General features: G+C 54.0%; 22 protein-coding genes and 1 pseudogene. 6 read left to right on the plus strand and 17 right to left on the minus strand.

The features are described 5' to 3' along the window. The first annotated feature begins 110 nt into the window (after positions 1-110). The gene (locus ABVF61_RS31350; RefSeq protein ID WP_353997539.1) at positions 111-341 is read left to right on the plus strand and encodes a PLC family EF-hand domain-containing protein; all 231 of its coding nucleotides are present in this window, start codon (positions 111-113) and stop codon (positions 339-341) included. 159 nt (positions 342-500) lie between these two features. On the opposite strand, the pseudogene ABVF61_RS31355 reads toward ABVF61_RS31350, so the two are convergent. From ABVF61_RS31355 to ABVF61_RS31390, 8 genes and pseudogenes are all read right to left on the minus strand, one after another. Continuing rightward, a pseudogene (locus tag ABVF61_RS31355) lies at positions 501-776 on the minus strand (hypothetical protein); the annotation flags it as partial. Between the two features lie 250 nt (positions 777-1,026). Then, the gene (locus tag ABVF61_RS31360; protein ID WP_353997540.1) at positions 1,027-2,940 is read right to left on the minus strand and encodes a ParB/RepB/Spo0J family partition protein; all 1,914 of its coding nucleotides are present in this window, start codon (positions 2,938-2,940) and stop codon (positions 1,027-1,029) included. Between the two features lie 87 nt (positions 2,941-3,027). Then, entirely contained in the window at positions 3,028-3,888 is an 861-nt protein-coding gene (locus ABVF61_RS31365; protein ID WP_353997541.1) for a DUF932 domain-containing protein, read from the minus strand. A gap of 602 nt (positions 3,889-4,490) precedes the next feature. Then, positions 4,491-4,826 (minus strand): antitoxin YezG family protein, encoded by a 336-nt coding sequence (locus ABVF61_RS31370; protein ID WP_353997542.1) that lies wholly within the window; start codon positions 4,824-4,826, stop codon positions 4,491-4,493. Positions 4,827-4,851: 25 nt separating this feature from the next. Further along, complete coding sequence (locus ABVF61_RS31375; protein WP_353997543.1) at positions 4,852-5,400, minus strand: hypothetical protein; 549 nt, start codon at positions 5,398-5,400, stop codon at positions 4,852-4,854. Positions 5,401-5,597: 197 nt separating this feature from the next. Continuing rightward, positions 5,598-5,933, minus strand: a complete 336-nt coding sequence (locus ABVF61_RS31380) for a nuclear transport factor 2 family protein (RefSeq protein WP_353997544.1) — start codon at positions 5,931-5,933, stop codon at positions 5,598-5,600. Further along, complete coding sequence (locus ABVF61_RS31385) at positions 5,926-6,504, minus strand: TetR/AcrR family transcriptional regulator (protein WP_353997545.1); 579 nt, start codon at positions 6,502-6,504, stop codon at positions 5,926-5,928. The genes ABVF61_RS31380 and ABVF61_RS31385 overlap by 8 nt, the downstream gene beginning before the upstream one ends. Before the next feature lie 151 nt (positions 6,505-6,655). Beyond that, positions 6,656-7,270, minus strand: a complete 615-nt coding sequence (locus tag ABVF61_RS31390; RefSeq protein ID WP_353997546.1) for a tetratricopeptide repeat protein — start codon at positions 7,268-7,270, stop codon at positions 6,656-6,658. Between the two features lie 594 nt (positions 7,271-7,864). Here ABVF61_RS31390 and ABVF61_RS31395 point away from each other — a divergent pair. After that, on the plus strand, positions 7,865-8,212 hold the full coding sequence (locus ABVF61_RS31395) for a DUF736 domain-containing protein (RefSeq protein ID WP_353997547.1): 348 nt from the start codon (positions 7,865-7,867) through the stop codon (positions 8,210-8,212). Positions 8,213-8,383: 171 nt separating this feature from the next. Beyond that, positions 8,384-8,890, plus strand: a complete 507-nt coding sequence (locus ABVF61_RS31400; protein ID WP_353997548.1) for a hypothetical protein — start codon at positions 8,384-8,386, stop codon at positions 8,888-8,890. Between the two features lie 148 nt (positions 8,891-9,038). Here ABVF61_RS31400 and ABVF61_RS31405 read toward each other — a convergent pair whose 3' ends face one another. The 4 genes from ABVF61_RS31405 to ABVF61_RS31420 form a co-directional block, all read right to left on the minus strand. Continuing rightward, positions 9,039-9,242: a trans-acting factor B gene (locus tag ABVF61_RS31405; RefSeq protein ID WP_353997549.1), complete on the minus strand. Its 204-nt coding sequence runs from the start codon at positions 9,240-9,242 to the stop codon at positions 9,039-9,041. 543 nt (positions 9,243-9,785) lie between these two features. Then, complete coding sequence (locus ABVF61_RS31410) at positions 9,786-10,019, minus strand: hypothetical protein (RefSeq protein ID WP_353997550.1); 234 nt, start codon at positions 10,017-10,019, stop codon at positions 9,786-9,788. A 336-nt stretch (positions 10,020-10,355) separates the two neighbouring features. Next, the gene (locus tag ABVF61_RS31415) at positions 10,356-10,967 is read right to left on the minus strand and encodes a methyltransferase type 11 (RefSeq protein WP_353997551.1); all 612 of its coding nucleotides are present in this window, start codon (positions 10,965-10,967) and stop codon (positions 10,356-10,358) included. A gap of 254 nt (positions 10,968-11,221) precedes the next feature. After that, the gene (locus tag ABVF61_RS31420; RefSeq protein ID WP_353997552.1) at positions 11,222-12,571 is read right to left on the minus strand and encodes a DUF3560 domain-containing protein; all 1,350 of its coding nucleotides are present in this window, start codon (positions 12,569-12,571) and stop codon (positions 11,222-11,224) included. Between the two features lie 897 nt (positions 12,572-13,468). Here ABVF61_RS31420 and ABVF61_RS31425 point away from each other — a divergent pair. After that, a complete protein-coding gene (locus ABVF61_RS31425; protein WP_353997553.1) occupies positions 13,469-14,110 on the plus strand; it encodes a hypothetical protein in 642 nt (213 codons plus the stop codon). Here ABVF61_RS31425 and ABVF61_RS31430 read toward each other — a convergent pair whose 3' ends face one another. Further along, positions 14,111-14,881, minus strand: a complete 771-nt coding sequence (locus tag ABVF61_RS31430) for a hypothetical protein (protein ID WP_353997554.1) — start codon at positions 14,879-14,881, stop codon at positions 14,111-14,113. Between the two features lie 448 nt (positions 14,882-15,329). Here ABVF61_RS31430 and ABVF61_RS31435 point away from each other — a divergent pair, with 448 nt between their 5' ends. Further along, positions 15,330-15,587: a hypothetical protein gene (locus tag ABVF61_RS31435; protein WP_353997555.1), complete on the plus strand. Its 258-nt coding sequence runs from the start codon at positions 15,330-15,332 to the stop codon at positions 15,585-15,587. A gap of 363 nt (positions 15,588-15,950) precedes the next feature. On the opposite strand, the gene repC is transcribed toward ABVF61_RS31435, so the two are convergent. From repC to repA, 3 genes are all read right to left on the minus strand, one after another. Next, on the minus strand, positions 15,951-17,222 hold the full coding sequence (gene repC / locus ABVF61_RS31445; RefSeq protein WP_353997556.1) for a plasmid replication protein RepC: 1,272 nt from the start codon (positions 17,220-17,222) through the stop codon (positions 15,951-15,953). A 360-nt stretch (positions 17,223-17,582) separates the two neighbouring features. Then, positions 17,583-18,596: a plasmid partitioning protein RepB gene (gene repB, locus ABVF61_RS31450; RefSeq protein ID WP_353997557.1), complete on the minus strand. Its 1,014-nt coding sequence runs from the start codon at positions 18,594-18,596 to the stop codon at positions 17,583-17,585. Then, positions 18,596-19,834 (minus strand): plasmid partitioning protein RepA, encoded by a 1,239-nt coding sequence (gene repA, locus ABVF61_RS31455; RefSeq protein WP_353997558.1) that lies wholly within the window; start codon positions 19,832-19,834, stop codon positions 18,596-18,598. The genes repB and repA overlap by 1 nt, the downstream gene beginning before the upstream one ends. Positions 19,835-20,212: 378 nt before the next feature. On the opposite strand from repA, the gene ABVF61_RS31460 reads away from it, so the two are divergent. Then, positions 20,213-20,641, plus strand: a complete 429-nt coding sequence (locus tag ABVF61_RS31460) for a Ros/MucR family transcriptional regulator (RefSeq protein WP_353997559.1) — start codon at positions 20,213-20,215, stop codon at positions 20,639-20,641. A 585-nt stretch (positions 20,642-21,226) separates the two neighbouring features. Here the strand turns inward: ABVF61_RS31460 and ABVF61_RS31465 are convergent. Further along, positions 21,227-24,370, minus strand: coding sequence for a hypothetical protein (locus tag ABVF61_RS31465; protein ID WP_353997560.1), 3,144 nt, complete (start codon positions 24,368-24,370; stop codon positions 21,227-21,229). Between the last annotated feature and the right edge of the window lie 1,214 nt (positions 24,371-25,584).

Here is a 25,584-nt window from a genome sequence, read left to right on the forward strand (position 1 = left end):
ATGGTCAGACTGACCCCGAATTGACGTCACAAAGCCCCGACACTCTTCCTGTGTGCTCATCGGACGATGCTGCCGATGAAGTTGCTCAACTGAGTTTAAGGAGACTATCCATGTCCAAACGTCTTGCATCTGCTGTTGTCCTCGGTGTTCTGTCCGTATCCGCTGCAACATCCGCGCTTGCCGCCGACTTCAAAGAAATGGACACCGACCAGGACGGCTTTCTGTCCCTGACCGAACTGTCGGTCGCCGGCGTTCCGGTCACAGAAGAGACTTACAAAGCTGCCGATGCCAACCAGGACAATCTTCTGGACGAAGCCGAATTCGGCAGTGTTACGCAATAAGGTCTTTTAGGCAGCCGTAATCGTCCGCAAGCGTTTGTTGGCTCCTTCCTCCCGCCAATTGAACCCATGTTTGCAGGACGGTTTTCTCGGCCGGTGCACTCACAAGAGTGCGCCGGCTTCTTCATGTGGGTTGCAGAAACTCGGACGGGAGTTCAAGGCGCTCGATGCGCTGACGCGGTGGACTGGAAAGGGAAAGACATTGCCGCTCGCCAGCCAGTCCAGATGCTCATAAACCGCAGAGGGCTCCCATCCGGTATCGGCGAACATCGCGCAATCTGGCGTGGGACCAATCTCGCCATGAGACACCATGAGGGCCAGGGTCGCACTTTGAACCCCTGCTCCCAACCATAAGACACGCAAATCAGCGTTCGGGACCGTTTCACTCACACCTGGCCAGGTCAGGTGTTTGAACCCGTTTTCACCATTCACATCCATAAGATTTTCCTTGAGTTGGACACAAGAAATCGCATGGCCGCTTCGGGGACGTACCTCGAGACAAGCAAAGCATTGTCTCGTTACGGGTGGGTGGGGATCTGAAGGGGCGGGGCCACCGGGGGCGCCCCTTTTCCGTGTTTGGCGGCCGCTCGATGCGGTGGGCAAACACCCACGGCTTGGCGACTGCGGGCCTCGATCAAGAAGAAATGCCGGTCACGGGGTAGAAAACCCGCGACCGGCGAACAGCTGATTACTCAGCCGCCTCGGGAAAAGGCGTGACGGTCAAATCTCCGTCTTTGTGTTCCGACGCTGTAGGTTCGCCGCAACGGACCGGTTCAGGCAACCAGTTCTTATCTTTTAGGTACTTTTCTGCAAAAGCTGCCCCCTCTGCTTTTTTCATGGAAGCAATACCATCGGCAAAAGAGTCCCCGCAAGCCTCGGCAACCGCTGCCTGAATGCCGGTCCGGTTCAGATGGCGGAAATAGTTCTCCGCCTCCGGCTTGAAATACCGGTGCATGTCGATGCCGACGGCCGTGCCAATCTGGTTGGCGTGGATAGTTTCATTTGGTTTGTCCACCTTCCCTTCAACGGTGTTGAGCGAATGAGATGCGACCCATGCCAGAAGGGTCAAAAGTTCGGACTGACTTTGATCGATACACCAGTCCCAAAGGTCAGCCGGATTGCCCGGAATATGGCTGGTAAAGTTCTCAGACAGGGTTTCCAGCTCCGCCAAGGCCACACAGTTTTCCGGCTGTTTCATGGAGCTGGCAAGATCCGTGTGGGTCAAGGATACCTCAAGCGCCGAATGCTGGCCGATGCCGTAATGACCGGGATAAGCAAGCCGCAAAAGGAAGGCATGCACTACACTCGCCAGAGCGATATCCGCGTTATTAGCAAGTTCCAGTCTGAGAGCTGCTGTTTTCTGGGCTGTCAGGTCTTCAGTGAGGGTTGCCGAATGTTTGAGAGCTGGCGCTTCATCACAAGCGCCCTGCTCCATGTTTTCATTGGAAGGCTTTGACTGGTCCTCATCCGGTGTATCCTCTGGCTTCACAAGACCCCGCTCAACGCGCAACGCGCCACCATGGGTAAGGCTCACAAGAGCGCCGGAATGCTCAAGGTCTTCCGGGGCATAAAGTTCTTGTTCCAGAAGGCTCTCAATTGCCGTGATTTTCTCGCCAAGCTCGTTTAGCTCTGCGTCGTTCTCCGCTGATTGGTCTTCCCGCTCCAACGTCTGATAGCGGGCTTCGAGCGCTTCCAGTTCTTCGGCCTGCTGTTCCGTCAATTCCACATCTTGAGGGTAAACCCGGCTGTAACCTGACAACTGATCATAATCGAGTTCAAAAACCCACTCGACCCATTTCCACCCCTCGGCCTTTACCGTTTCCGCTTCTGCCGCCAGCTTTTCGTCCACTAGCTTGGCAAGCAGGGCGCTGTCCATGGCAAAGCCGCCTGAATGATCGTCAAACAGATCGCGCTTCACATGGCCGCCTGCCTGTTCGTAAGTCTCCAGTCCACCAATGAACCTGATCCGTTTATCGGTGCCCTTGATCCCCTCCCCTTTGAGCGCTTCTTTGATCATGTGCGCGTGGCGATGATAGCTCGGAAGCTCGTTCCAGACCCGCACCTGTTCGTCATGATCGCCGGAGATGGTGAAGGCCGCAAGCTGATCAAGGGTCATCTTGTCCTTCCGGAACAACTCCCGTAGCTCCGGGGACACCCGTCCAAGGGCCAGTCGCTTTTTGACAATGCTTTCTGTGGTGCCAAACTTCGCCGCAATATCGGCAACGGGCTGTCCATCGTCGGCCAGATCCCGGAAGGCTTCGAATTGGTCTGCCGGGTTCATGCTCTCGCGCATGATGTTTTCGGCAAGGCTGAGTTCCTGAGCTTCTTCCTTGCTGATCACCTTGACCGGCACGAGATGGTCAGGATTGATTTTATCCTGTTCAGCCAGATAGAGGGCGGCGTGGTATCTGCGGCCACCAGCGGAGACAAAATAACGCCCGTTGCCCTTGGCCCTGCGAACAAGCAGGTTTTGCACGATGCCATGGGCTGCGATGCTGCCTGCAAATTCCTCAATGCTCTTCTGGCTGTAGGTTTTGCGCACGTTCAGCGGATCGACTTCGAGCTTGTTGAGTGCGACAAAAGTGATTTGATCGTTGGACATGATGGTAACTCCGGTTGCCGTGATCGGCTTAAATGAGATGTTTGGGAAGAATGGGGGAGCGGGCTGGTCCCGCTCCCTGATCTGCGCTTAGGCGGCACGGGACCCTTTGAGTTCCGCCATTTTCTCGGTCAAAACCCAAAGGGCTTTGTTGAGCTTGATATCCTGTTCGATACCGTTGACGGTGCGGGTGCGGCTCCGGCGGCGTCTGCCTTGCGCATCCCGGCTCACAGCCCAAATGCCGCCCCGGATCATGTTCTCTTGCGTGACGTTGAACGTGGTCCAAAGGTCTTTGCTGCGGTCATCGCGGCGGCGCGGCTCTAAAAGCTGTTCCGGTTTGACAGGGGTCTTTGTTTCCCCCTCTGCATCGCCAAACCGCAGAACATGGGCGGCTTCGGCAAAGGCGTGACGCTCATCTGAATTGAGGGTCAGACCCGACCAGTCGGCGGGTGCAACAAGGGCCTTTTCGGCTTCACCCATGACACGGTAGGTGCCTTCAATCACCTTGCCCGGAACATCGCCGCTATGACGCACTTTCACGCTGTCGAAGGTCGATGTTTGAGTGACCAAGGAATTGAGGCAACAGACCCGGAACAATCCGGCCATCAGGTCATAGGCGGATGTGCCGTCATTGGCGTTCTTCAGAAGGATTTCGCAGACCGTATCGCCGACACTGTATTTCTGATCATCATCCAAGCGCCGCAGTCTGATCAGGTGTTTGGTGAAGTTGGTTTTGCTTTCATCGCGTGTGCGGGATTGCTTCGCGCCAACCGGCATGAAGCCTTCATCCATCAAGCCGCGCAGGATGTCGATGGTCGGGATGGGCTGAAAGCGGTCTGACCGGCTTTCGTGGGCTTCCGTTGTAAAGATAGACGGTGCCAGCCGTCTTAGTTCGTCTTCGTTGAGCGCACGCCCATGATCAAATCGGGCTGTGTGGGCATAAACTGTCATGTGGGTTTTCTCCTTTTCCCTATTCCGCGAAGCGGGTTCTGTCCCGAAGGGGCAGGAGCCCGGCTCCTGCTCCTGAGACTTCGGCGGCGAGAACGAAGGGGAGAGGGACAAGGGGAAAATCCGGAGGGGGATCTCCCACCGGGACGGCCGGGTGCAGATCCTCGGGCCCGTGGGGCACGTGGATCCGCACCCGGTCCTGCAGGAATGGAGAGCGCCGGCGTTGCCGGCGATCGCAATGACGAAGGATGGGGAGACCGGATTTTGCCCTTGTGGGAGAGGGGAAGCCGCGCGGCCCCTTTCCCGCCAACAAGTGACAATGACCGCGACAGCGGACCTTAGATCAGGGCAAGCGGAGCGCGCAGGACCATAGTCCGGAGACAAGAGGGATTGTGACCGGATGGCGGAGACGGGCGCTTGCGGCTGGCTCCGTGAGCGGAGCGAATAGAGCCCGGCCCAACGGGATTGCAATTATTAATTAATATTGCTACGCAAAACACGGAATGATTGTCCCCGGATCCTCTCGTCGATCCACTCATTCCCTCCTTGCGAACCCCGGTCGGCACTGACCGGGGTTTTTTCAAGGTTCCGCGGCTGAAATTAGATCAGCCTGACAGTTTTGCGAGGCGCGGTGGCGTTTCGTAGGAAAAACGAAACTTGAACGCCCCGGTATTGTCGACAAGAAGGTCGCAAATGGTCCAGGGGTGAGAACTTGGTTGTGCGGCAGCCATTTCGGAGCGCAACTCTTTGAACAGTCCGCGCAGATCGATGCCGAGCCGAATTTGTTCGCACTGCCCGCCTATATGGACATCGCCGTCAGGGCTGAGCACAAGATCACCGTCAATGGTGTCAATTTCGATATTCACTTCCGCTCGGTCAAATGCGTCTGGCAGTTCGGAAATAAGTTTGCGGGCAATCGCTTCCTGAAGAGCTTGCACCATCGTTATTCCTTTGATTTGCAAGTGTTTAGTCAACGACCTGAGGACTTTGAAACTCTGTATTTGTAACAATGTAGACAGGAGCCCCAACGAGGTTGTCACCAACCTGGTCAGGTTTCAAATGCGCGTAACCGAAAAAATAGCAGCCGTTTTCGAACAGCACGATCGACCCTAAGTGCATGCGGTGCTTCCAACCTGATATCTCGACTGGCAAGGGTGTCACACGCGCCCAGTCATCATCGAAAACAGCGCTGAATTGTGCAGTGATCTCGGCCTCGGAGAGATCTGCGTCCACAGCGAAGGGTCCAAAGACCTGGGCGTCTTGATAGTGTTCCTCGGCATAATCCCACAGCGGGCGCAAAATCTTGCGCGACAATGCGGTTGTCTTTGTGCCGAACGGGACGCGATCGTGTGACGTCAGAACGTCATCGACGGAGAGACAAGGTGCCTCCTCGCTCCAAAATCCGGATGGAAACCCGTTGCAGGCGTAGGCGGATGTTTCCCCTGCAAGTATGAAACATTGAACCAACGAAAAGATCGTCACTGATCTAAGCGTGAGTTGTCTCATTTGAGTCATTGTGGACTTCGCTCCATCAACGGGCTGCCAGAACGTCTTTCTTCCCAATGGATTGTTGCAGCCGACCTGCAGCGCAATTTTCATTTCAAATAGTCTGAGGATGGTACAAAGGTATGACGCCCACTCAAGCTCGCACTTAGTGGAACGTCCGCGCAGCGGAAACGCCCCGAATTATGGGGCAATATTGCCATGGATGCCTAGAAAAATCCGGTGAAGGAGGTGAATTCACCATCGCTGTTCAATGTTGCGTGGCTGGTACCCTGCATCATTTCAGCGCCGTTTTTGCCGCGCAAGGTCCAGCGCGCCAAGGTGTGATTGTGATGGCTTTTGACATCAACAATCTCGAAAAATCCGCCCGGAACGTCCTTTTGAAAGTTGGAGATGTGCGCGGAAAATGCAGCCCGACCTACAACCTCCGCTGTGGGGTCAGTGTAGGTGACGTCTTCCGACACAAGTGTTGCCAGAGTGGCGTCGCGCGCTTCATCCGGCTGGGACCATGTTTTAGCGTAAATACCCCATTTTTCATCAAGCATCGATAACTCCTATGATCGCTGTGATTTCGTCTTTGATAGTGGCGCGCAAAGACGCTTTGTCGTGGCCGTGCCGGATTAGTACCAGCAAGCCCTGATAGTAAGTGAGCAGTCGCAGCGACATGCCGTCCGCCTGAGCTTCGCTAACATCCTGTATTGCCAATATCGTAGCCTTGAAGGCCGTTAGGAACGCTGCAAAGCCATCGTCAATCGCAGTTCTTGCAGCTGTGTCCTGCCCTGCGAATTCAATGGCGCTGTTCGTCAACAGACAGCCAAATGCACCATCATTCGGCTCTTCCAACAAAGATTGAAAGAGCGAGATCAAGCCTGCAAGAGAGTTTGGATTTGCCAGATGCGTACGAATGCGGCTCTTAACAACGGTCTCGTTGTAGTGGTCTAACACTCGCGCGAACACGGCATCCTTGTTGCCAAAGCTGTTGTATAGACTACCGGACGACAACCCTGTCTCCGCTTCCAGTGTTTTCACGGAAACCCCGCCATATCCATACCGTCGAAAGATATGGCTAGCTGCTGTCAGCGCTTTTCCTTCGTCGAATTCTTGAGGACGTCCCACGATTCATATCCATTTTAAAACAGTCGTTTTAAAATATACATTTTAGAATGACTGTCAACCACTGTGATGCGGGCGGCTTGTGAAATCCCGTAGGTTCTAAAGTCCGCACCGATGGACGGTGTTTACGACAGATTGGTGAGAGCAGCGGCGTTCATTTCAGCTCCTCCAGGAGGGATACTGAAGGTTCGTGACCCTGATCAGCAGCCAGGTTGAGCAGGACCTCCGCCCAGCCCCAATCGGTGTCGTTTTCGATGAGGTAGATTGCCAGATTGTAGCCGCCATCCAGATCACCTGCCTGGAAGGCCTTCATCAGCCAATAGATGCAGTCATTTTTGTTGGCTTCGAAGTCGGCCTGGCAGAACAGATTGCCCAGGTTGAAGAAGGCGGGCACGAATTCGGCGGCGGCACTTTCGCCATAGTAGTCCATGGCGGTGTCGAGGTCCTTCTCGACAACCTCTCCCGTTTCGTAGAAGACGCCGACGTTGTAAGATCCGGCCGGACTGCCTTTGCGGCTTGCGAACTCATAGAGCCGAAACGCGATTTCCAGATTTCCGCCCTCCTTGGCTTTCTCAGCCGCGTTCAGAATGCTCGGGATCCCCTGTTTCTCAAACAGGCAATTGATTTTTCGGGAGTCGTCGATCTCGATTTCGCATGCGTCGGGAAACAACGGGTTTTCAATGTTCGATGGATTGGCCTGAAGTGGTGTCGGCGAGCTAGACAGAGCGGCGACGAGACACACTGCATAAAGAGGCTGTTTGGTTGACATTCGGCTGGTTCCGTTTTCCCGTTCGGGAATAGAGCTGCAGCCCCCAGAGCTCTTCCCGTCACACGATCATCTGAACGTCATAGGCGATCAATCGCCACGCTTTCAATCCTAGATTATTGCTGCTGTGCAAAAACCCGGAATGCTCGTTTGCCTCGACCATCTCTCTTTGATGGTTTTGTTCCCGTTTCAACCGCGGTCGGCACTGGCCGGTGTCTTTTATCGCGCCTCCAAGACATTGGATGTATTGATAGTGTGGCACCACTTGGGCACGTCACAGGCGCATCGGAAAGTGTGGTCAGCGCCACGTGCATTTGACGCTCGGCTCCGTAAAGCGGACTGTCAGGGCTGAAGCCGGTCTCTTTTGGCCCTCTGATCACATCGAATATGCCGACGATGGACGGTACGGCCTTGAGGGTCGGCGCAACCTTGTGCTTCAGGAATGTCCCCGCCCGGATCCAAGATCCCGGCTCCTCGCGGACCAAATTCCTGATCACTGCGGTTCTCCACTGGCGTTTCGATCCGGACGGGATGCCCCTCGCCTCTTGGCGGCCGTTCTTTTGGTCCATCGGCAATTCGAACAAGAGGACCAAGACGATGACCGACACCAACCTGACCAACTACATTCAGTTCGCCGGCGACAAGCTGACAGGCAACATTGCAACACTCTCCTTTGACGTCGATGTGAGCGGCGAGGCCTTTCACAGCGACAATGACAAAGCCCCGAAGTTCCAGCTCTTTGCCAAAAGTCCTGCGGGACGCCGGATCCAGATCGGCGGCATTTGGGAGCGGACCAACGCAAAGGGAGATCCCTTCTTCACTCTGACGATCAACACCGGTCACTCAAAGTTCTACGCGAACCTTGGCCGGTATCCGGGCCAGGACGATGACACGCTGCAAGCGGTCATCCCGAATGACTATCTGAACAGCGATCGCCGGGGGTAACCCCGGCGAAAGCCGCCGCATGGCGGGGGCGCATTAGGCCCCTGCACCCAGGATTGGATCGCACTGAACTTTGTTGACATGCTTGATAGGTCAAGACATTGGACAAGCGATCAACGCTGCATGGTGCAACTGACATCGAATGATCCTAAGCGACCAGAGTTAGAAGTCCTTATGAATGCAATTGATATCACCTACGACATTGATCCAGCGCTCTATCGACGCGCGGTAACGCAGCCTCTCAAGGCCCGCAATCGCACAGTGACGGTGGCGCGCAACCTTCTTGCGACAGCCTGCGCGTGCGGCGTTTTAGTGGCACTTAACTTCTTATTGTTCGATGGCGTGTCGATTGTGCCTCTGAGTGTCGGGTTTACACTCGGAGCAAGTATTGTTTTCGTAACCTGGTGGAAACAACACCGCACATTGGTCAAGATCCACGAACAATACAGTGAAAGCGGCGGAACTTCTCGTTTCACTGCAGATTCCACGGGGATCGTGGTTGAGCGCCCCGGCATCGAGAGCCGTATCGCATGGTCTCTAGTGCGTGATGTGCGCCGTATCGAAGGTGCCGTTTTGATCGAATTGCCAACCGCACGCGTGATCTTACCGGAGACTGCTTTGAAGGACAGAGACAGCGCGGATCTTGTATCGCAGTTAAATGCGTGGAAGGGTTCAAATTAATCTATCCTGGCCAGGATCATGGCAGTCTGCAGGCGGTTATTCCGAACGACCATCTGAACAGCGATCGCCGGGGTTGATCCCCGGCGAAAGCCCGTTGTGAGCGCATGAAGCCCCCCGCATTCCGGAAGGGATGCGGGGGTTGCTCTTGTCAGCCGGTTTTGGCGTCTTTCGTGTTGTCATTGTCGGATTTTAGTGGAACGCTCACTCCGAAGCGAATGCTGAACAGTGGCGGCAGTCCGAGTGCTACGCTGATGCTTAACTGACCGTTGGTGCGGCCTTTCTTCAGCAGCTTGCCGAAATAAGCGTAGGCGTTGCGGCTGGTGCGTTTCAGGTAAGAAAAGATCTTTTTCATGGGTGTCTCCGTTTTGTTGAATTTGCCTGATTGCAAAGCAACGAGACGCGGCGGACAGCGGACATATGCACCGCTTGCGGCCGCAACGAAGTGGAGGACCCTTCAGGGTTGCAGATATCCGCGAGCCGCGTACGTTCGCGCCGCAAATCATCAAAGTCTTCAACAAACGAGATGCCTGAAAGTCTTCTCCCTGGAACGCACCAGACGGAACGACCGCTTCCGCTTGGCAAGCTGCTGAAGAAAGGCTGCGGGCCCAAACGCATCGGCTCATATTGATCTGACTGCCGCCACTGTTCGGTATTCACGGGCACGGCGTCTTGAGCTTCTTGCATCAATGACACGAACAGCCAAAACCGGCTGATAAGAGCAGGCCACCCTCCGGGTGCTCTTCTTCATGCGTGGGGGTGGGAAGTATTGAGGGGTGGGGCCGTTTGGGGCGCCCTTGATCCGTTTTTCAGGCGTTCGATGCGCCTGAAAAACGGCCGCGGCTTGGCGATTTCCGAAAGATGTTTTGTGTTGTCCGTAGGTTGTGAGCAAGCCTGCTTAGGACGAACGGTAGTCACGCCTCAATAGTTCAAACTTGGCAATAAGGTCGTCGATAAGCTCAAGTTCTTCTGGCGTCAGCTCAAACTTTAGACCGGCAAAAACCGTTTCGACGCCATTAATTCGGATTTGTTCGCTTTCGCTCAAGGGCTTTTCGAGCGTTATGAAAAACCTATACCCTTCAATAAGTTCGTGCAGGACTTCTCTAACGTCCCGAACGGGTTGCATATTCATTGGCCAATTCCTCCATATATCGGCCTCACGATTCTAGGGATTGCGAGCCGGTATGCTTTGCAAACTTGGCGATTTCGGGAAAATGTCTTATATTAGGTTCCGGAGTGGGATGGCAGGTTTCCCCGCCACCCCGTTTCCTTACACTATGAATTGGACCCGTATTCGCACTGTCCAGGTGGTACGGGTCTTTTTCATTGTAAGGGAAACGCTAATGGGCATGAACCACATTGCATTTCCTCCGTTAGAACGGCAAGGCTGTTGCCACAGCCGGGCTAGCCTATCTGGCCCGGTCGCGCCGCTGGACCGGCGCTGCTGCTTTTGCCGCTCAAAACTGAATCAGTCTTTCGATGTCTTAAACCGAATGATCTTGGTGTGGACCCGGCACGTTGAGAAAGTGTCAACGGGCAGGGTTTCCAGCGTGTCCGCCTCCTTGTGAATGTAAGTGATGGGGACCAGCGCAACAAGTGTGGCCGGTTCCGCGTGACCGTTCCGCCCCAGGAGCGACAGAGCGGCGCGGATATGTTTGCCTACCTGCGAAAAGGGCGGGTTCATCAGGATACGAGGAAACGCAACTTTGCCTTTCGCCTCCTCTGAGTAGTCCAGAAAACAGGACTGGATGACCGGCACACCGAGGGTTGCGACTTTGGCCGCAAGCTTGTGGTGGCGCTCAATGGCGGTTATTTCGGACGGGCTATGACCGGAAGCGAGCAACGCGCAGACAAGCGCGCCCGTCCCGGCGCTCGGTTCCAGAGTGTTGTAATCACCAGCTGACCCGAGATAGCCCACCATGCGCCGCGCAACGCTTTCCGGCGTTACATGGCATTCGCTGAATTTGTCGATGATAAGGGGCTCTGCAATTTCCAGCGTTTTGGGGATGGCCCGTGGGCTTCGCTGCTGAACGGGAATGAACATTGGTTTTTTGGGACGGGCATAGACGGATTTTTTCATGAGCCTTGCCTTTTTTTGAAGCGTCTGAGCTGCTGCAAACAATCTGCGGCTTCGCAGCGGGTGATGTCTTTTGAGATCATCAGGCACCATTTTGGGAACAGCTTCACGGTGCGGTTTGGATAGATCCGCATGATTGCATTCGGAAAGTCGTAGCTTCTGAAAGCGTCAAATCGGCACTTAAGCATGGGGTTGCCTCGTGTTTTCGCGTTCGGATCGATGAGAAACGAGGGGGCCAAGCCCCCTCCTCCCGCCGTTCAAGCAGCTTCCGGGTTGCCTTTGAGGCTTTCCGGTGTTTCGTGTGTCTTGGAATCGGTGAGGAACACGGCAACGCGCGGGCTGGAATAGTACGGGCCTTTGTGGTCCGGATCGGGAGCAACCTTAAACCGGAAGGTTCCGCAAAGGCTGGTTTCCACCCACCGGGCATCGCTGTGAATGGCCGCGTATTGCGCCTTGGTCATTTCCACCTGACGGAATGTGCGGGTTTCGCCGGCGTGGTAGCGGTTTGGCGCGACAAGCTCCCCTGCCCTGAAATTCAGGATCGGCGGCAAAGCCGATTTCTTTTCCGGCACCGAATAGCCGACGCTTTGCATCAAGTCCCGCCATTGATCGGCGGTAAGATCAAGGCTCTCCCCGTTTGCAATATGAAGGGGGAGCGGTGCGGAACTGGTCAGTTCAAATCCGGTTTCGCTTTTCTTGGCCGCTGGCTTGTGGGCTCCATGTTCGCGGGCGAAAGCTTGCAAGATGACGGGTGTCAGTTCGCCTTCGTATCGCTCGACCGGTCCCAACAAATCCCGTTCATAGGCGAGCCGGTTCAAGATATGGTCGATCCAACGGCGGCGGGAAGGGTTTTCCAGGATCGCTTGCGCATTTTTCATCGAGATGTTGCGCAATTCCTGTGCGGCCAACTTTCCTTCTCGGAAGGCGGTCGCATGGTCCCAATAGACCAGATCTCCGGTTTTCAGGCGCTTGTTCGACAGGGCTGTGATGGCTTCGTCGCTTGTGTTTTTCTCCCAGACTTTCAGGCAGAGCCCGGCATGATTTAGGGACCGTTGAATGTCCCTGAGGTCTGCGAGCAGTGTTTTGATACGGTTTGCACGGGTCCGCGGACTGTTTTTCATGTTGGCGAAGCGTTCGACGCCTGCGGCTTTCCACTGCCAATACTGCACGGCCTTTGACGCCCTTACGGATTTATCCATGGCGTTGTGCATGCGTTCTTGTGTTTTGCGGGCTTTGCGCTCCGATTGATGGCCAACAAGGATGGGTTGGCCCATATAGAAAGCTTGGCTTAGATCGTCGGCGACACGCGCGAAGGCGTTTGACTGACGGTCGCGTTTCTCTGCCAGCGCGTCCAACCGTTCGGCTTTCGCTTCGGCCCTTTCGGCGAGTGTGGTCAGTTCCGGGTCTATCTCGCCTGCGAGTTCCAGGCAAAAGTCTTCGCGGGCGGGCGTCCACTTTGGTGCAACGAACAGCTCCTGTTTGGGCGCCCATTTAAAACCCATCTCTTTGACGCGGGCGTATGTTTCTGAATCCAGCCGACGGTCTGCATAAAGACGCAGTTTGTTGTCTTCCGGGCTATAGGTTGCGCTGAAGATTGACTGTTCCATGATCTCCCCTCCCCTTAGTTCGCAAAGGCTAGGCAAACGGCGAAAAGGCCGCACAGGAACAAGCCGAGCCCGATCAGCTCACAGATCATTTTCAAGACCATCATTTGGGTTTTCTCCTTTTCCCTTTTTTCCGCGGAACGCGGGTTCTTGCCCGATCAGGGCAGGAGTCCGGCTCCTGCTCCTGAGACTTCGGCGGCGAGAACGAAGGGGAGAGGGACAAGGGGAAAATCCGGAGGGGGATCGCCCACCGGGACGGCCGGGTGCAGATCCGCCCATGCGGATCCGCACCAGGTCCTGCACGATTGGAAGACGCCGGTTCAGCCGGCGGCTGGAATGAGGAAGGATGGGGAGACCGGATTTTGCCCTTGTGGGAGAGGGGAAGCCGCGCGGCCCCTTTCCCGCCAGGTCAACGAACGACGGCGGCAGCGGGCCTTATCTCAGGGCAAGCGGAGCGCGCAGGACGAATGTCCGCAAGGCAAGAGGGATCGTGACCGGATGGCGGAGACGGGCGCTTGCGCCTGGCTTCGTGCGCACAGCGCGTAGAGCCCGGCCCAACGGGATTGCGCATAATAAATTGATGTTGCTCTCAAAAAACACAGAACGATTGTTTTGCGAACCTTTTCGACATGCCCTTATTTGTTCTTATGATCCTCGGCCAAAAAATAGGCGGTGTTTTTCACGACAATTCAACGGATGGCACCTGGCAACATTGGACGACCTTAATGAAGACCAAAGCTGATCTATTCACTCTGACGTGCAACACTTGTGTAAATTGAAGACGATAGCTGAAATGAGCCGGTGTTTCGCCCGTAAACCGCAGCGTCCCATTGAACCATTTGTCTTGTATTGGACTGTCGATAACGGGCAAATTCGCTTTGTTGCCAAGCGTTCTGTGGTATGATTCGTACCTATTGGGGCAAAGCGGTATCGGAGCAGGCAATGGCGGCGGTGAATTGCCGAAGAGATGACGAGCAGCCTGCACAACTAGAGCTACCTTTCTTCGCGCCCCACACACCAGCGTCTAAGGTTGGTCAACCGGAAAATTCGAAATCTAATCGCATCACGTTTCCGCAGACATACCAGCTCCCGCTTTTTGACTTTAAAGAGCTGCGCAAAGCACACCATCTTTCAAAATTGCGAAGATCAAAGAAGCCTTCTGAAGGTCTTGGGACCGAGCATGAAATTCAAGTATGTCCGTTTCATGCAGGTCTTGGGCGTGAGGTCTGTTTTGATGAACTAGACAACAGGCCTATCAGGTTTGTTCCTCGAAACCTACACGGTTATCTTGATCGCCACTTTCCGTCATTCGTGGTGAAACGACTTGAACTGTTCGACTTGTCTATTGCGTTGGCCGACGAGGGAAAGACGCGCGTTGGGGACGTGGTCCAGATGCGTCACGCGGAAATCGAGGAACTTCTAAACGGCTGCTCAAAGCGGATGGAGTCGCTTTTGACACTGCTTAATGAGGTCGGCCTTGATTTGGATATGAAAACGCCAGGTTGGAAAAGCCCAGGTGGATTGTTCCATTCTCGCTGGTGACTAGCCGCAATCACACACTTCGTAGTCAGATGTGCGTTTGTGGCCCAGCTTCTGCTTGCCAGGTCGAGCTCGAACGTCACCGACATTCACATTGTCTGGCAGATCATCGTCGATTGAAGATTTAATCGCCCTGGCTGTTTCGTATGTAACAGTGTGGCCATTCGCGAGTTCCGCAATTACCGTCTTCTGTGATTGCTTTGACGCCCTTCGCAGTGTTTCTTGGGCGGCCTTGTCCTTTGCAATATGTTGGTTATAGAAATCCGCATCGAAATCGTTGATATTCCAGCAGGCTGGAATGATGGACATGAAACGGTAGATATCTTCTGCTGCGTTAATGTCTTGCAGAGTACGTCCACTCGCGAGCATCTTTTCGGCGGCCAGTTCACACGCCATGATGATAACGGCAGCTTTCTGAAAAAAGAGCGGCTTATGGTTGCGTGCAGCATTAAACTGCTGGCGCGCGATTTGACCGGTCCAGTTGTTATTGGAATTGGGCATATCAGACCAGTTGGTTCGATCTGAAACGGCTTGCACGGCCTCTTCTTTATAGCCAGCGAGCGAGTTTGCGTTGAGGCTTGTCGAACGCATGAACCAGAGGACCCCACCAACATAAAAGCGTGGTTGAGTTCCGTGATCGAATTCCCAGTTGCTATAGCAACTGGCGCCACTTGTTGTGGGATCGTCTGCTATAGGATGGAACAACAAGTCCTCGTAGTTGGCCGGTCGAACTGCTTGGCGTTGCTGTTGGATAATGTTGGCCAGGTAGTCCACTCGTTCCTCCATAGGGTCATGTGTAGCGCAAACAAGTGCGTTGCTTGCCCAAAAAAGCCCCCAACAATTTCGTTCGAATTTAAGACCATCTTTCTGTAACAGTCGTGTGACAGGGCAAACTTACCCTTTGTAAGGGTGACTTGCCCTTACACGACCCATCAAGCACAGACATCGCTGAACTTGCTCTAAGCCAACTTTGATTTTGTCAGGGTATGTGGGCCTAACACAGGGCGCAGCAGCACAATGCGCGGCCTGTTTGACGACATAAGTCTATGATTTTAGGTAATTTTGTGGCTTTGCAGAAGGCTATCGAAGAGGCACTATTATCGTATGCCAACGGGCCAATATACGTTCGGCAAGGAAGGATTTGGGCGACGCCTCGGTCTGCAAACTAAGTCCGCCGCCCAATCTCTCCGACTAAATGTGGTCGTACCGAGAGGACTTAATAATGCTCTACAAGGCGCTGACTTGCAATGTTCTGATTGTCACAGCGATGGCAGCAGCAATCCACCTTAAGCTGTATTACGCCATCGACACGGTACTGTATGTGAGTCTCAATATCGCTTTGTCGGTGTGCTACGGCATTCTGGCCGTCGCTGTGATCCGGCATCGCAAGGAAATCGAGGCTCAGGCAATGATGATGCTGATGGTCGTCTATAACAGCACCGCTGTCTTGAAAATCTGTCAAATAATAATGCTCTACTGAGGGTAGAGATTACCTAGAAAAAGGCCGGAGGACGCTCCGGTCTTTTTTGCGTTGTAGGGTTGATGCAAACGGTCTGAAATTTGAAGTGGATCTGTGGCTGGGCCTAGAAAACGCATACCAATGTGACCAGAACGAGAGCACTTCTGACGATAAGTTGCCAAACAAGGCTCCGCTCGACGTTGACCCCAATCGAACGGTGTTCGCGCCGAGCCAGACGATGAGACAAGTCCTGCGCATTTGCACTCTTTACGGAAAGTTGGGGCTTTACCACACAAGATCTCCTTTGTTTCGAGTACGGCAAGACACAATCCAGCGATACCGATCGCAGATGACGCCTACAGTCTCCCCCACTTCCATCGAGGCTTACTTCGCGGCCAGTCCAAACAGCGACTTCGCCAACGCGAGTTTTCCTTCCGCAGCCCGATCGCAACACGCGCGGAAGTATCCGCCTGGTGAACTAATTTTTTCCGGATCGCGCAGGGCCTTTTCAGTTACCATTGTCAGAATGGCGGCAGCCGCCTGCCTTCCTAGCCGGCCGCAAGCCTCAGCGTAGGCAGCTTCGCTGAGGCCTATCCCAACGCGCATGACCTCCGCCGCTGACATCAATTCCGGCCAGTTAGCCAACGAGAGCCCAAAATCGCTTTGAACGGTCTTGGACGCGCTTTCCAATAAGGAGATCGAAACTGCGTCCAGAAGTGCTTGCGGTCGGAAATCCGCTCCATTAGAGGGGTTCTTCGGGTGTTTGGAGGCTGTTTTACCCCCTTCCGGCTCCGCTTGCTCCTTTTCAGGAGCTATTTCGACGCTGTAGGCGTCGTTAGATTTTAAGTCAACTTCATCCGCGTTAGCGGATGTCCGATTATTTAAGTAAGAGTCAAGTGAGCTTGTATTAGATATAGGGGTGACACTTTTGTCATGCTCGCCTGACTTTTTATTTGTTTTTGCTCGGTTTTCGGCTGCCTGAGCCGCGGCAACATCTTCAAGCAATAAATCGTACAAGTCCTGCAGCGCGACAGCCTTCTCCTGGATATCCCCCTCCCCTGCAAAGATTACGTCCATCTGGCATTGAAAATCCGAAAGAGACAGATCGGACGTGACATTTAGGATATCGATTATCGCTCGAGAAACCCTGGCAACTGTGCGTTTCGCTTCCCGTCTGGCATTTAGTTCAGCCTGCCATTCATCTGCCATCCGCTTGATTTCATGATAACGAATGCGTGCCGGCGTAAAATCGAGACCGTAAGCAAAAGTAATATCGCCTCTTCCGTTCCGATGCACCCAACGACGACCTGTAGAACTATCTCTGTAGGCGAGCACCTGCGCTTCAACGAGCTGCTTGATGGCGCGGATCACAGTGCGCTCGCTCCGGCCGACATAAGACGCCAGCTTTTCGTTGGAGATCGCGACGATCGGTCGGGCTGCGCCCTTCCAGTCTTCTGACTTCGACAGCCCGAGCAGAATGTCGAGCACATGATATGCTGTTGAACTGAGTGCCAGCGGTTGAGCAGCTCTTTTGAGAGCAATTGCGACTTCTGACTTTCCGACGTCTGGAATGTCGTTTGACATAGCCAGGCGTTGAGATGCAAGGATCCCAGGCGTTATCTTCCGGAAGGAAGAAACGTTCGAAACAGTAGGCATAAAAACCTCCGTTCGCCGTAGCCAAGTGGACTGCGGCGCTGATTTATTTGGGAGGTTCAGTGATGGGAAATCGGCACAAATCCACTGTTCACACAAGATCGATCTTGCGTGTGATTCGGAATTCGCCTAAAACAAGGACGTGTTGAGGTTCCTGTTTGGGTTTTCCCGGCTGAACCGTGATTAAAGAGATCGAACGGTTGCCGCCGTTTCGGTCTCTTTTCATTTTGCCCTAACTTTTCACCCGTTCCTCCGTTTTCGTTCCAGTGTCTTTACCTATCGGCTGTAGGCAGCTTACGGGTCTCGTAAAGACCGCTGTCCCCAGTGTTCACCAAGCGGGTCACAACGTCATGGTGCCCACAACTATTGCCTAGCCTTTTTTGTCATAGTTTCGTCGTTGCGCTGCCGTTCGAAATCCTTGTAGAGATCCAGCAAATTGTCGCCAAGCCATTGGCCAAAGGCCGATTCCACTTTCGGGATGGAAATCGTCGTCGCCGAAGCCGATGTTTTTATTCTGGCAAAAACCTTTCCGTTTGAATCGACGTCGACAATCGAAGCGTCAGGGCGCACGACATTTTTGTCACGTGATTTGGCAGCACGCGTTGCCATTGAAATCCTGTCCTGCCCGGAAGCCGCTTTAAACTCGTCGCTTTCCAGGAGTTTACGGACTCGCTTTTCGGCATCTGGGTTACCAAATTGCTTGGCAAGGTCCAGCCAGGCGGGTCGACCCACATTTTTGGCTCGGCCGATCGCATAGATGATGTCATGCGGAATGCTGTCGGCAATTTTCCGCATATTTGAAATCACCGTTTGAACCTGCCCTAGAACAGGCTGCATTTCCCGTTGCTTGAGACCCGCCTTGCGCAGCTGCTCGGCCCACAGCACCATTTCGGCAAAAGTCAAGTTCTCACGCACACCGTTTTCTAGGGATTGCTCCTTGATCAGCTCCGCATCACTTAGCTCGCGGACATACGCTTTGACCTTGAATGTCTCAGGTCGAGCGGACTCACTCATCAGTGATTGAATGGCCAACAAACGCCTATGACCGTAAGCAAGCTGGTACCGGTCTTTTTCGCTCGCGTGCGGTCGCACAAGGACGGGGATTTTCTGACCTTCGTCGTGAATGGAAAGCTTCAGTTCCTCAAGAGCGTCGCCAGCCTCTTCATCCGTCTCAAACCGGTCGGAGAATGGGCTCGGATCAATTTTAGAAGGATCTAGCGATACTATGCTGTCCTCGCGCATATGCGACAGAGCACGCCCCATGGAACTCACCACCGGCGCCGTCGTTGCCTTTTGGCTCCGCGCCGGCGCGTCGCTATTTTCACCTGCTGCTGCAGCGGCATCGGACATCATTTTGACGATAGACTTCTTCATCATCAAACTTCCCTATCCCAGACACCCTTGATTAAGTCGAGAATTTCCGCATTCACACGGTCAGCACTTTCAAGAGCTCGTTTCAAGGTTTCGCGACCAACTTCACCTGGCTCAATCTCATAAAGGCTCTTTTTGGCAACGCCAGCCGATGCGATTGCAGTAGACTCAACTGCTTCGGCGACAAGAACATCTGTTCCGAAAAGATCCCGCATGGTGCCAGACATGATTTTTTGCGGACCGTCATTTGGATTTACACGGGTCAGCAGGAATTTCGTGAAGTCGTGTTCGAAGACAGCTCCACCTTCGGAAAGTGTATGTGTCACATCGGCAATCATCTTCAGAAACTGCGAACAAGACGACACATCGAGCATCGCCGGATGGACGGTGATGATAAGGCCTGTCGCTGCATAAAGAGCCGCCATAGTGGTGTAGCCAAGCGACGGCGGCGTATCGAGAACCACGACGTCGTAATTGTCTTCGACTGACTGGATGACTGCGTCCAGACGCTGGAAGAAGAGACCGTGTTCATCGGTTCGCCGTTCTGCTAAAGCGGTTGGCGTATCGTATTCAAAATCCATGAGACGCAGATTGCCACAGGCAAGGTGGATCCCCGGGAAGTAGGTTTCACGGACGACCTCGGCAAATGGGATGCGATAATTGTCATAACGCAAAGCGTCGTATGCAGTGTCCGTACGTTCGTCATCCCCCTCCCCTGGTCTCAGGTCTCGGTCCGGCTGTATTCCGAACGTCGTCGTCATTGAAGCCTGGGGATCCAGATCGACGCAAAGGACCCTATAGCCCTGTAGGGCCAGGTAATGAGCCAGATGAACCGATGTTGTCGTTTTGGAACTTCCGCCCTTGAAATTTGCCGCAGCGATCACTTGCAGCTTCTCGCCACGGCGACGCTTGGGCACCAGACGCAATGCATCGTCTGGACGCAGGTCTGCAAGGAAGCTGCGCAGTTCCCAGACCTGGTCAACGGTATAAATCCGGCGATTGTTTTCAGCCCGATGCGGCTGAGGTCCCCTCCCCTCCAGCGTCAAAGTTCGGAGCGTGCTTTCAGGAACGCCCAGCAGACGCACCAGGTCGGTGGTTGAAAACGTCCTGCCAAAAACCTTGCGCGCTTCCGGCGGATAGGTCATCTCGCGCATGGTCTGCAAACGATCTGACAGCCGATGCGTGAAATTCTCGATCTTTGCGGTCGTATCGCGTTCACCGGATATTTGCTCGATAACGGCCATGAATGCCCTCTGACGGTTTATGACCCATAGTGACAGATCACTCCGTCAGAGTGATGCCGGATTCCCACCAAACCTGCAAGGCATTTTTCGTTAACAAATACCTAACGGAGTTATCGTGGGGGCAAAACGGCATGACAAAGAAGCGGCAGCATGTATGCCGCCACGCATTTCCCGTCCGAAAACGACACCTAAAGAGGCCGAAACAAGCAATTGAGTCGGCGGAGCCTGCTTCAAAAAGAGGGCGAAATAGCGTCCGAATTGACAGCCTTGGAAAATCATCAATAGTGCTTAAGAAGAACAGAGTCTGATTCTATAAGATTATTGTGGCCTTTGACGGTGTGATCTCTTTCAATTCAACACAACAACACTGGGGAAACCATGACTGACAATCCGATCGAGACCAACATCATCGACCTGACCGCGGATGTTGTCGTCTCCTATGTCTCGAACAACACGGTTCCCGCGGCAGAGCTGCCTGCTCTGATCCAACAAGTTCACACCGCGCTTCATCAAACGGCCAGCAAAGCCAACGAGCCGGAAGTCGAAGAGCTCAAGCCTGCTGTTCCGATCAAAAAATCCATCACTGATGACCACATCATCTGCCTAGAAGACGGCAAGAAATTCAAGTCCCTGAAGCGTCACATCAGAACGCACTACAATCTGACACCAGATGAGTACCGTGAGCGTTGGGGATTGGGTGCCGACTATCCGATGGTCGCACCGAACTATGCGGCAGCGCGATCGGAACTCGCGCGTAAAATGGGTCTTGGGCAACAGCGCAAGAAAACTACGAAGAAAAAGAAGTAATTCACTCAATCTGAATTTTTGACAATAAAGTGTCGCCGTGGGTGCGCGTCTGCCATGTTTGGGAAAGACAAAAAGGACGCTTTGGTTCGTTCGTTGGGGCGGCGCTCTTGCGGAATTCAGCTTTGCTAAGTCGTAGGCCCGCGCTGCAAAACTTTACAACAATTTCAGAGGAGCTCTCCAGGCGACAACTTGCTTCTCAACTTTTGGCGGAACCAGTGTAGCAAGAGCGACAAAGCGCTGTGCAAAGGTCGCGATGTCCGGACCCGAAGATGCTGCGGAGTGTAACTCGGTAGCGTCAATAAATTGAGTGGCAAGTACACTTTTACTAGTTGTGTCGATTGACTATCCCTCGCTCGGAGGTGGTTCATTTTCTTGGGGGCCTCGGGCACAGGCAATCCCATCTACCACTGAGTTCGGCATCGCCGCGCTGAAAGCCGGCAGGAGCGCTTACCGAGCGACACAAACAGATCACATCGAGGCACTCTCCATGGCTTCACGTAAGGGACGCCTGATCGACAAGAACTGCCTCCTCCACACTCAGGCCCCGCTACTGATCATCGACGAGACCCGTTTGGGCTAACCACATCACAGAACGTCAAATACACTACGTTCTGCCAATGAGACATGGCCTGTAATGTCCTCGCACCAAATCGACAAACCTCGCTCGAACTGGGCCTGAGGGTTGCTGATCAGGTCGAACAACTCTTGTTGTAGACCTGATTGGCCGATCTGTAGTTTGCAATAGGCCAGGTAATGCGACAACCGTGTCAGCTTGAAGATTCTTTGATTCTGGTCATAAAACCTCAGGTCCAGATGGTTCAAAATGGTTTTGTTGTCTGTGGCGATCGACGCGATACGTAGCCGCCAGAGATGCGGGTCGAATATGTCATCCCCGTCCTCCACCGAACCTGGGTTCCAATTCGAGAAGCGGGGTCGCAAATAGGCTTCAAATGGCAACAATGCTTGCGCATCGGATGCATATCCAGCAGCTGCTACAATGGGCGGCAGCCTTAAAGAAAGCGCTTTGTAATGCGCATCAGGCGGAACGCTGGGGAACGGTGCCCAATTCCGGACGGTGCGAATAAGGGACAAGTAATCGGGATGTGGCAATATGTCTGTCCACCAATCCTGCGTGCCCGACAATGCCCTTCGATCTGGTCCTGCCATCCTCGAATACAGAAAGACATGCAAACTGCCAGTTGCGGGCTCTGCGACGCAGCGAACCATTTGAACAACCGGTGGGGTAAAGCGCCGCACGCGTTGACCGAAACTGAAAAGCGCATTTGGTGTGGTTGGTATCCCTCCCCCACCACTGATCACCTGCATCGTCGCCTGCTGAGAAGGCCGCAGCGCGCTGACCTCGTCACCGCGCTTGTCAGCAAATGTGGCGATCTCACCCCAAGGGCCCCTGCGCCGAACGTGAAAGGCCAGGCGTTCGTTGTAAGGCGAGCGGACAGTGGTTGTTGCGACATCCTGGTTGTTGGCGAAGGCGAGAGACTGGCTGGTTTCCTCCCAGATCATGGGGCTGTCTTCCGCGAAAATCGCGTCAAAATCCTCGCGTCGAAAGGTTTCAGGCCGGATGTCTGGCATTAGATAGAACTGGCAGCGGCTGTCGACACGGTCGTAAATTCCAAGATGCAGGAACCGTTCGGAAACGTCCCATGCTGTCTCGCCTATAAAACGCCAATCATGGCGGTAGGCTTGCGCTGGAGCCTTGCGTGAACTACGTAGTGCGCGTGCTTCGGGCGCTTCGATGTTGTTGGCGGGCAGGTATTTCTGGACCCAACGCCCCGGCACTTTCTGGCGGGCCCAGGGCATCTGCGCCGTACCGAGAAAAACCAGGCTCATATCCTCGCGGAATTGCAATGTCCGCGGCAAAATTGTGGATCCAGAGCCGGTGATATCTGCCCATTGGAGCCCTGCGGAATCGACCATCACACCTGGCGGAAAGTCTCGCCAGCGCCATGTGCGATCCATTGTCCCAAAACTTGCGTTGATCGTGTAAAGGACTGGTCGTTCGCGGCCATCAGGAGCATCACTGGCTACCAGCTTCCCGGTAACGGCAATGACTTGACGGGAGACTTGCATGCGGCTGTGATCATCAAAACGTGGCGCACCATTGTACCAATGCTGACGGAAGGGACACCACCACTGTCGGATATCGAATGCCCAGTAGCGCTCGTTAAATGTCTGCGAGGTTTTACCCAGCATGCTGTCGACGAGCGCATAAAAGGGCTTGAGCAACGCTCTTGTTGTGGCGCTCAATGCACCTCGGACCACCTGCCCCTGCGCCGAAAATCGCTTGGCCATGGTCCAGTAGTCGTCTTCCATCGACAGCACATGCCAACGGTCTGTCGGATAGGTTTGTTCGTCGACCCATAATACGCCATAAGCGTCGCGCGGATCCTGCCCTTCAAACCTGATTTTGATCTTTGCCAGCATGTAAAAGTTGCAAGTACCGTCGACATAGCCTCCAGCATCCTCGATCGGGCCAAAGATCGCTTGATACATGCGCATGATCCGAGGTCTGAGCGTATCCAATTCGCCGCCGATCGTCTCGTCGTAGGCCCGGTGGCGATATACATGGCCAACCCCAATATCCAGAACGCCATCGATCGCGACGCCCGGTTCAGAGACCTCCTTACCCGTTTTGTCGTCCCAATAGGTGATTGCATCTTCGGTCACAAAGGGCATCCATCGGCGGGACACCCCGCTTGGGTCATAGGGCGGGCGTGGATCGAGCTGATACCATACGTTCTTGTGCACCCGCATCATCATCACGTCAGGAGACAGGCCAAGCTCTTTGAGCGTGCGTGGTAAGGATTGGCCGCCGAGGGTCACAAGATATATCGATATGAAAGTTGCTGCCGCAGCAATCAGTCCGCCGAATATCAGCGTTAATACTGCCAGCGCCCAGCCGATCACTGGCAACCAAACGACGGCCCCCGCAATTGCCCCGGCAGTTACACCCAAAAGCCCAAAAAGAATGACCAGCACCTTGGCAAGGAACCCGGCCTTGATCCTGGGGATGGTGAAGGGTGCGGCGGAGGGGTGATTGTTGAAGTCAGGCAGCACTGGCCACGCCATGCCGGGGGTAACAGTTTGCTCCATTTGCGCATCAAGGCCGTTATAGTAGCCGTCGATTGGGACATCGGGCCCGCCCCGTGGCAGGGTTTCGCTGTTCGACGGATCGACATGCAGAAACTCGTCGCCGATTGACATAAAGAAAAACCTGTTTTTGTCCTTCTGCTTGACAAAAACACGCGCGCCATTGGCAGCAATCAGATCAAATTCCGGCGCTTCCTTCCATTCGCCTTCCCGGCGGCGCTGATAAGTGACGGCGATCGGAACACCTGCGGGCACCGGCGGCTCGCTCAGACCAGCAACGTCCTGGTCGGGGAGGGGATCGAATACAACCTCGTTTGCTGGATTGCGAACCGTCAACCGATTCCCGGCCAGAAAGTACTGACAGGGGCCCGCTGAATCGTGATAGCTAAAGCGGTCTGCGACCAGCGAGGCATTAAAGGCATCGGCCCTGTCCTTGCGGTCCGTCTCAATAGATGGACAAGATGCACCTGAACGCTGGAAATCCATGCCTTCTGGCGACTTTCTCAGATCTGTTCGAGCGCCACCCAGGACATCAAGGTCGCGGAGAATGGCGATCCGTTTTGTAGCGTTAAAGAGTGTGAGCAGCGCCAATAACAGCGCCCTACCGATTTTCGCAGCCATACCAAATCCCTTTATAAAATAACTTTGAGAAAAAGAGGCTGAGTCTCTTTACATATGGCAACCCTAGCTGGTGTGGAACTACTATATCGCCCACATTACGCGAACAAGACATTCAAAACAGAACCCAATCCCCGCTAACAGCCCAACTTGTGCGACATTGAACCCTTCCGCGAGCTGCCTGCCGGCGCAAAACGTCATCTCTTACAACCGTTTATCGAATATAGCAGTTGCTATATCGCACCTCTCAGCGCCGCGATGCTCAATTCGACCAAGCGGAATTTCCACCTTTGATCGGTTTGCGAAGGAGCATTGAATTGATGTTCGGCGACGCGAATTTGGCAAGCATTTGGGACATCTGCAAGGCAAGGGAAAGTTCGCCCTGCTTGAATGCCCACCGTTATAGGCATGTGAAAGACAAGGGTTGCTGTTACGTTGAGCCGGTTACTGCCTTCGCGTTCTTCGTCAAACAATTTGCTTACAGCTGACTGACCTGCATGACTAAGAATCCTCATCAACCCACTCGTAAACTGGCGAAGACCAAGCGTCGAGAGAAGCTTCAACCCAATCACAATGGTTCCTGTTTACACCCAAGGGAATTAACGCGGCCTGCTCGGCGTCGATACGAACTACGATTTAGCGGCCTCTCGCTGACCAAAAAGGTAGGTTAGCAAATCTAGGTATACTACCGTCTCTAGTCTTTCCGCTTTTAGTCGCTCTTCCTAACTGGCGCGCACATTGAAATGCGATTTTTGGCGAAAACGGCAACCAACATCCTTTGTTCGGCAGGGCAGCGTGAGTTCAAACATCTTTATTCAAGGATCCGTGCCGACCGCCGGCGCTGGCAGTTGCCATTGTTGTAGTAGGCAGAGGCTTGGGATAACGATCGATGCCGCGGCTGTTGCATGGCATCATGGAGCGGGATTCCCTGGTTCGCTGCTTGTGTCAAAAAACCAGTGCCCAGTGCGTGCCCACTAAAATCATTGGGATCCAGATCTGCGTCCTTGCAGAGTTTTTTTCAAAATCGCATAGATGGACTGCGGAGACAGCGCGCGCGTTTTAACGTTGCCCCACTGATCGATCGCCCGAAAAACTGGGCCGTCATCAATCCCGGAGGCGTCCAGCCAGACTTGTAGAGCATCGACAGGTTCTGCTAGCAGCAAAACATGGTTGTCGACTTGAGATGCGTCTTTCGGTTTGGGCCGGCGAAGGTGGAT

The organism is Roseibium sp. HPY-6 (assembly GCF_040530035.1).
Lineage (GTDB): Bacteria > Pseudomonadota > Alphaproteobacteria > Rhizobiales > Stappiaceae > Roseibium.

Coding starts and splice junctions, on each gene's coding strand:
- ABVF61_RS31420 (WP_353997552.1), bottom strand. CDS start 12,571: ATGGAACAGTCAATCTTCAGCGCAACCTATAGCCCGGAAGACAACAAA.
- ABVF61_RS31435 (WP_353997555.1), top strand. CDS start 15,330: ATGCTCTACAAGGCGCTGACTTGCAATGTTCTGATTGTCACAGCGATG.
- ABVF61_RS31380 (WP_353997544.1), bottom strand. CDS start 5,933: ATGCTTGATGAAAAATGGGGTATTTACGCTAAAACATGGTCCCAGCCG.
- ABVF61_RS31415 (WP_353997551.1), bottom strand. CDS start 10,967: ATGAAAAAATCCGTCTATGCCCGTCCCAAAAAACCAATGTTCATTCCC.
- ABVF61_RS31375 (WP_353997543.1), bottom strand. CDS start 5,400: ATGACTCAAATGAGACAACTCACGCTTAGATCAGTGACGATCTTTTCG.
- ABVF61_RS31465 (WP_353997560.1), bottom strand. CDS start 24,370: ATGGCTGCGAAAATCGGTAGGGCGCTGTTATTGGCGCTGCTCACACTC.
- repA (WP_353997558.1), bottom strand. CDS start 19,834: ATGGCCGTTATCGAGCAAATATCCGGTGAACGCGATACGACCGCAAAG.
- ABVF61_RS31460 (WP_353997559.1), top strand. CDS start 20,213: ATGACTGACAATCCGATCGAGACCAACATCATCGACCTGACCGCGGAT.
- repB (WP_353997557.1), bottom strand. CDS start 18,596: ATGATGAAGAAGTCTATCGTCAAAATGATGTCCGATGCCGCTGCAGCA.
- ABVF61_RS31425 (WP_353997553.1), top strand. CDS start 13,469: ATGATTCGTACCTATTGGGGCAAAGCGGTATCGGAGCAGGCAATGGCG.
- ABVF61_RS31370 (WP_353997542.1), bottom strand. CDS start 4,826: ATGGTGCAAGCTCTTCAGGAAGCGATTGCCCGCAAACTTATTTCCGAA.
- ABVF61_RS31395 (WP_353997547.1), top strand. CDS start 7,865: ATGACCGACACCAACCTGACCAACTACATTCAGTTCGCCGGCGACAAG.
- ABVF61_RS31350 (WP_353997539.1), top strand. CDS start 111: ATGTCCAAACGTCTTGCATCTGCTGTTGTCCTCGGTGTTCTGTCCGTA.
- repC (WP_353997556.1), bottom strand. CDS start 17,222: ATGCCTACTGTTTCGAACGTTTCTTCCTTCCGGAAGATAACGCCTGGG.
- ABVF61_RS31365 (WP_353997541.1), bottom strand. CDS start 3,888: ATGACAGTTTATGCCCACACAGCCCGATTTGATCATGGGCGTGCGCTC.
- ABVF61_RS31410 (WP_353997550.1), bottom strand. CDS start 10,019: ATGAATATGCAACCCGTTCGGGACGTTAGAGAAGTCCTGCACGAACTT.
- ABVF61_RS31360 (WP_353997540.1), bottom strand. CDS start 2,940: ATGTCCAACGATCAAATCACTTTTGTCGCACTCAACAAGCTCGAAGTC.
- ABVF61_RS31400 (WP_353997548.1), top strand. CDS start 8,384: ATGAATGCAATTGATATCACCTACGACATTGATCCAGCGCTCTATCGA.
- ABVF61_RS31390 (WP_353997546.1), bottom strand. CDS start 7,270: ATGTCAACCAAACAGCCTCTTTATGCAGTGTGTCTCGTCGCCGCTCTG.
- ABVF61_RS31405 (WP_353997549.1), bottom strand. CDS start 9,242: ATGAAAAAGATCTTTTCTTACCTGAAACGCACCAGCCGCAACGCCTAC.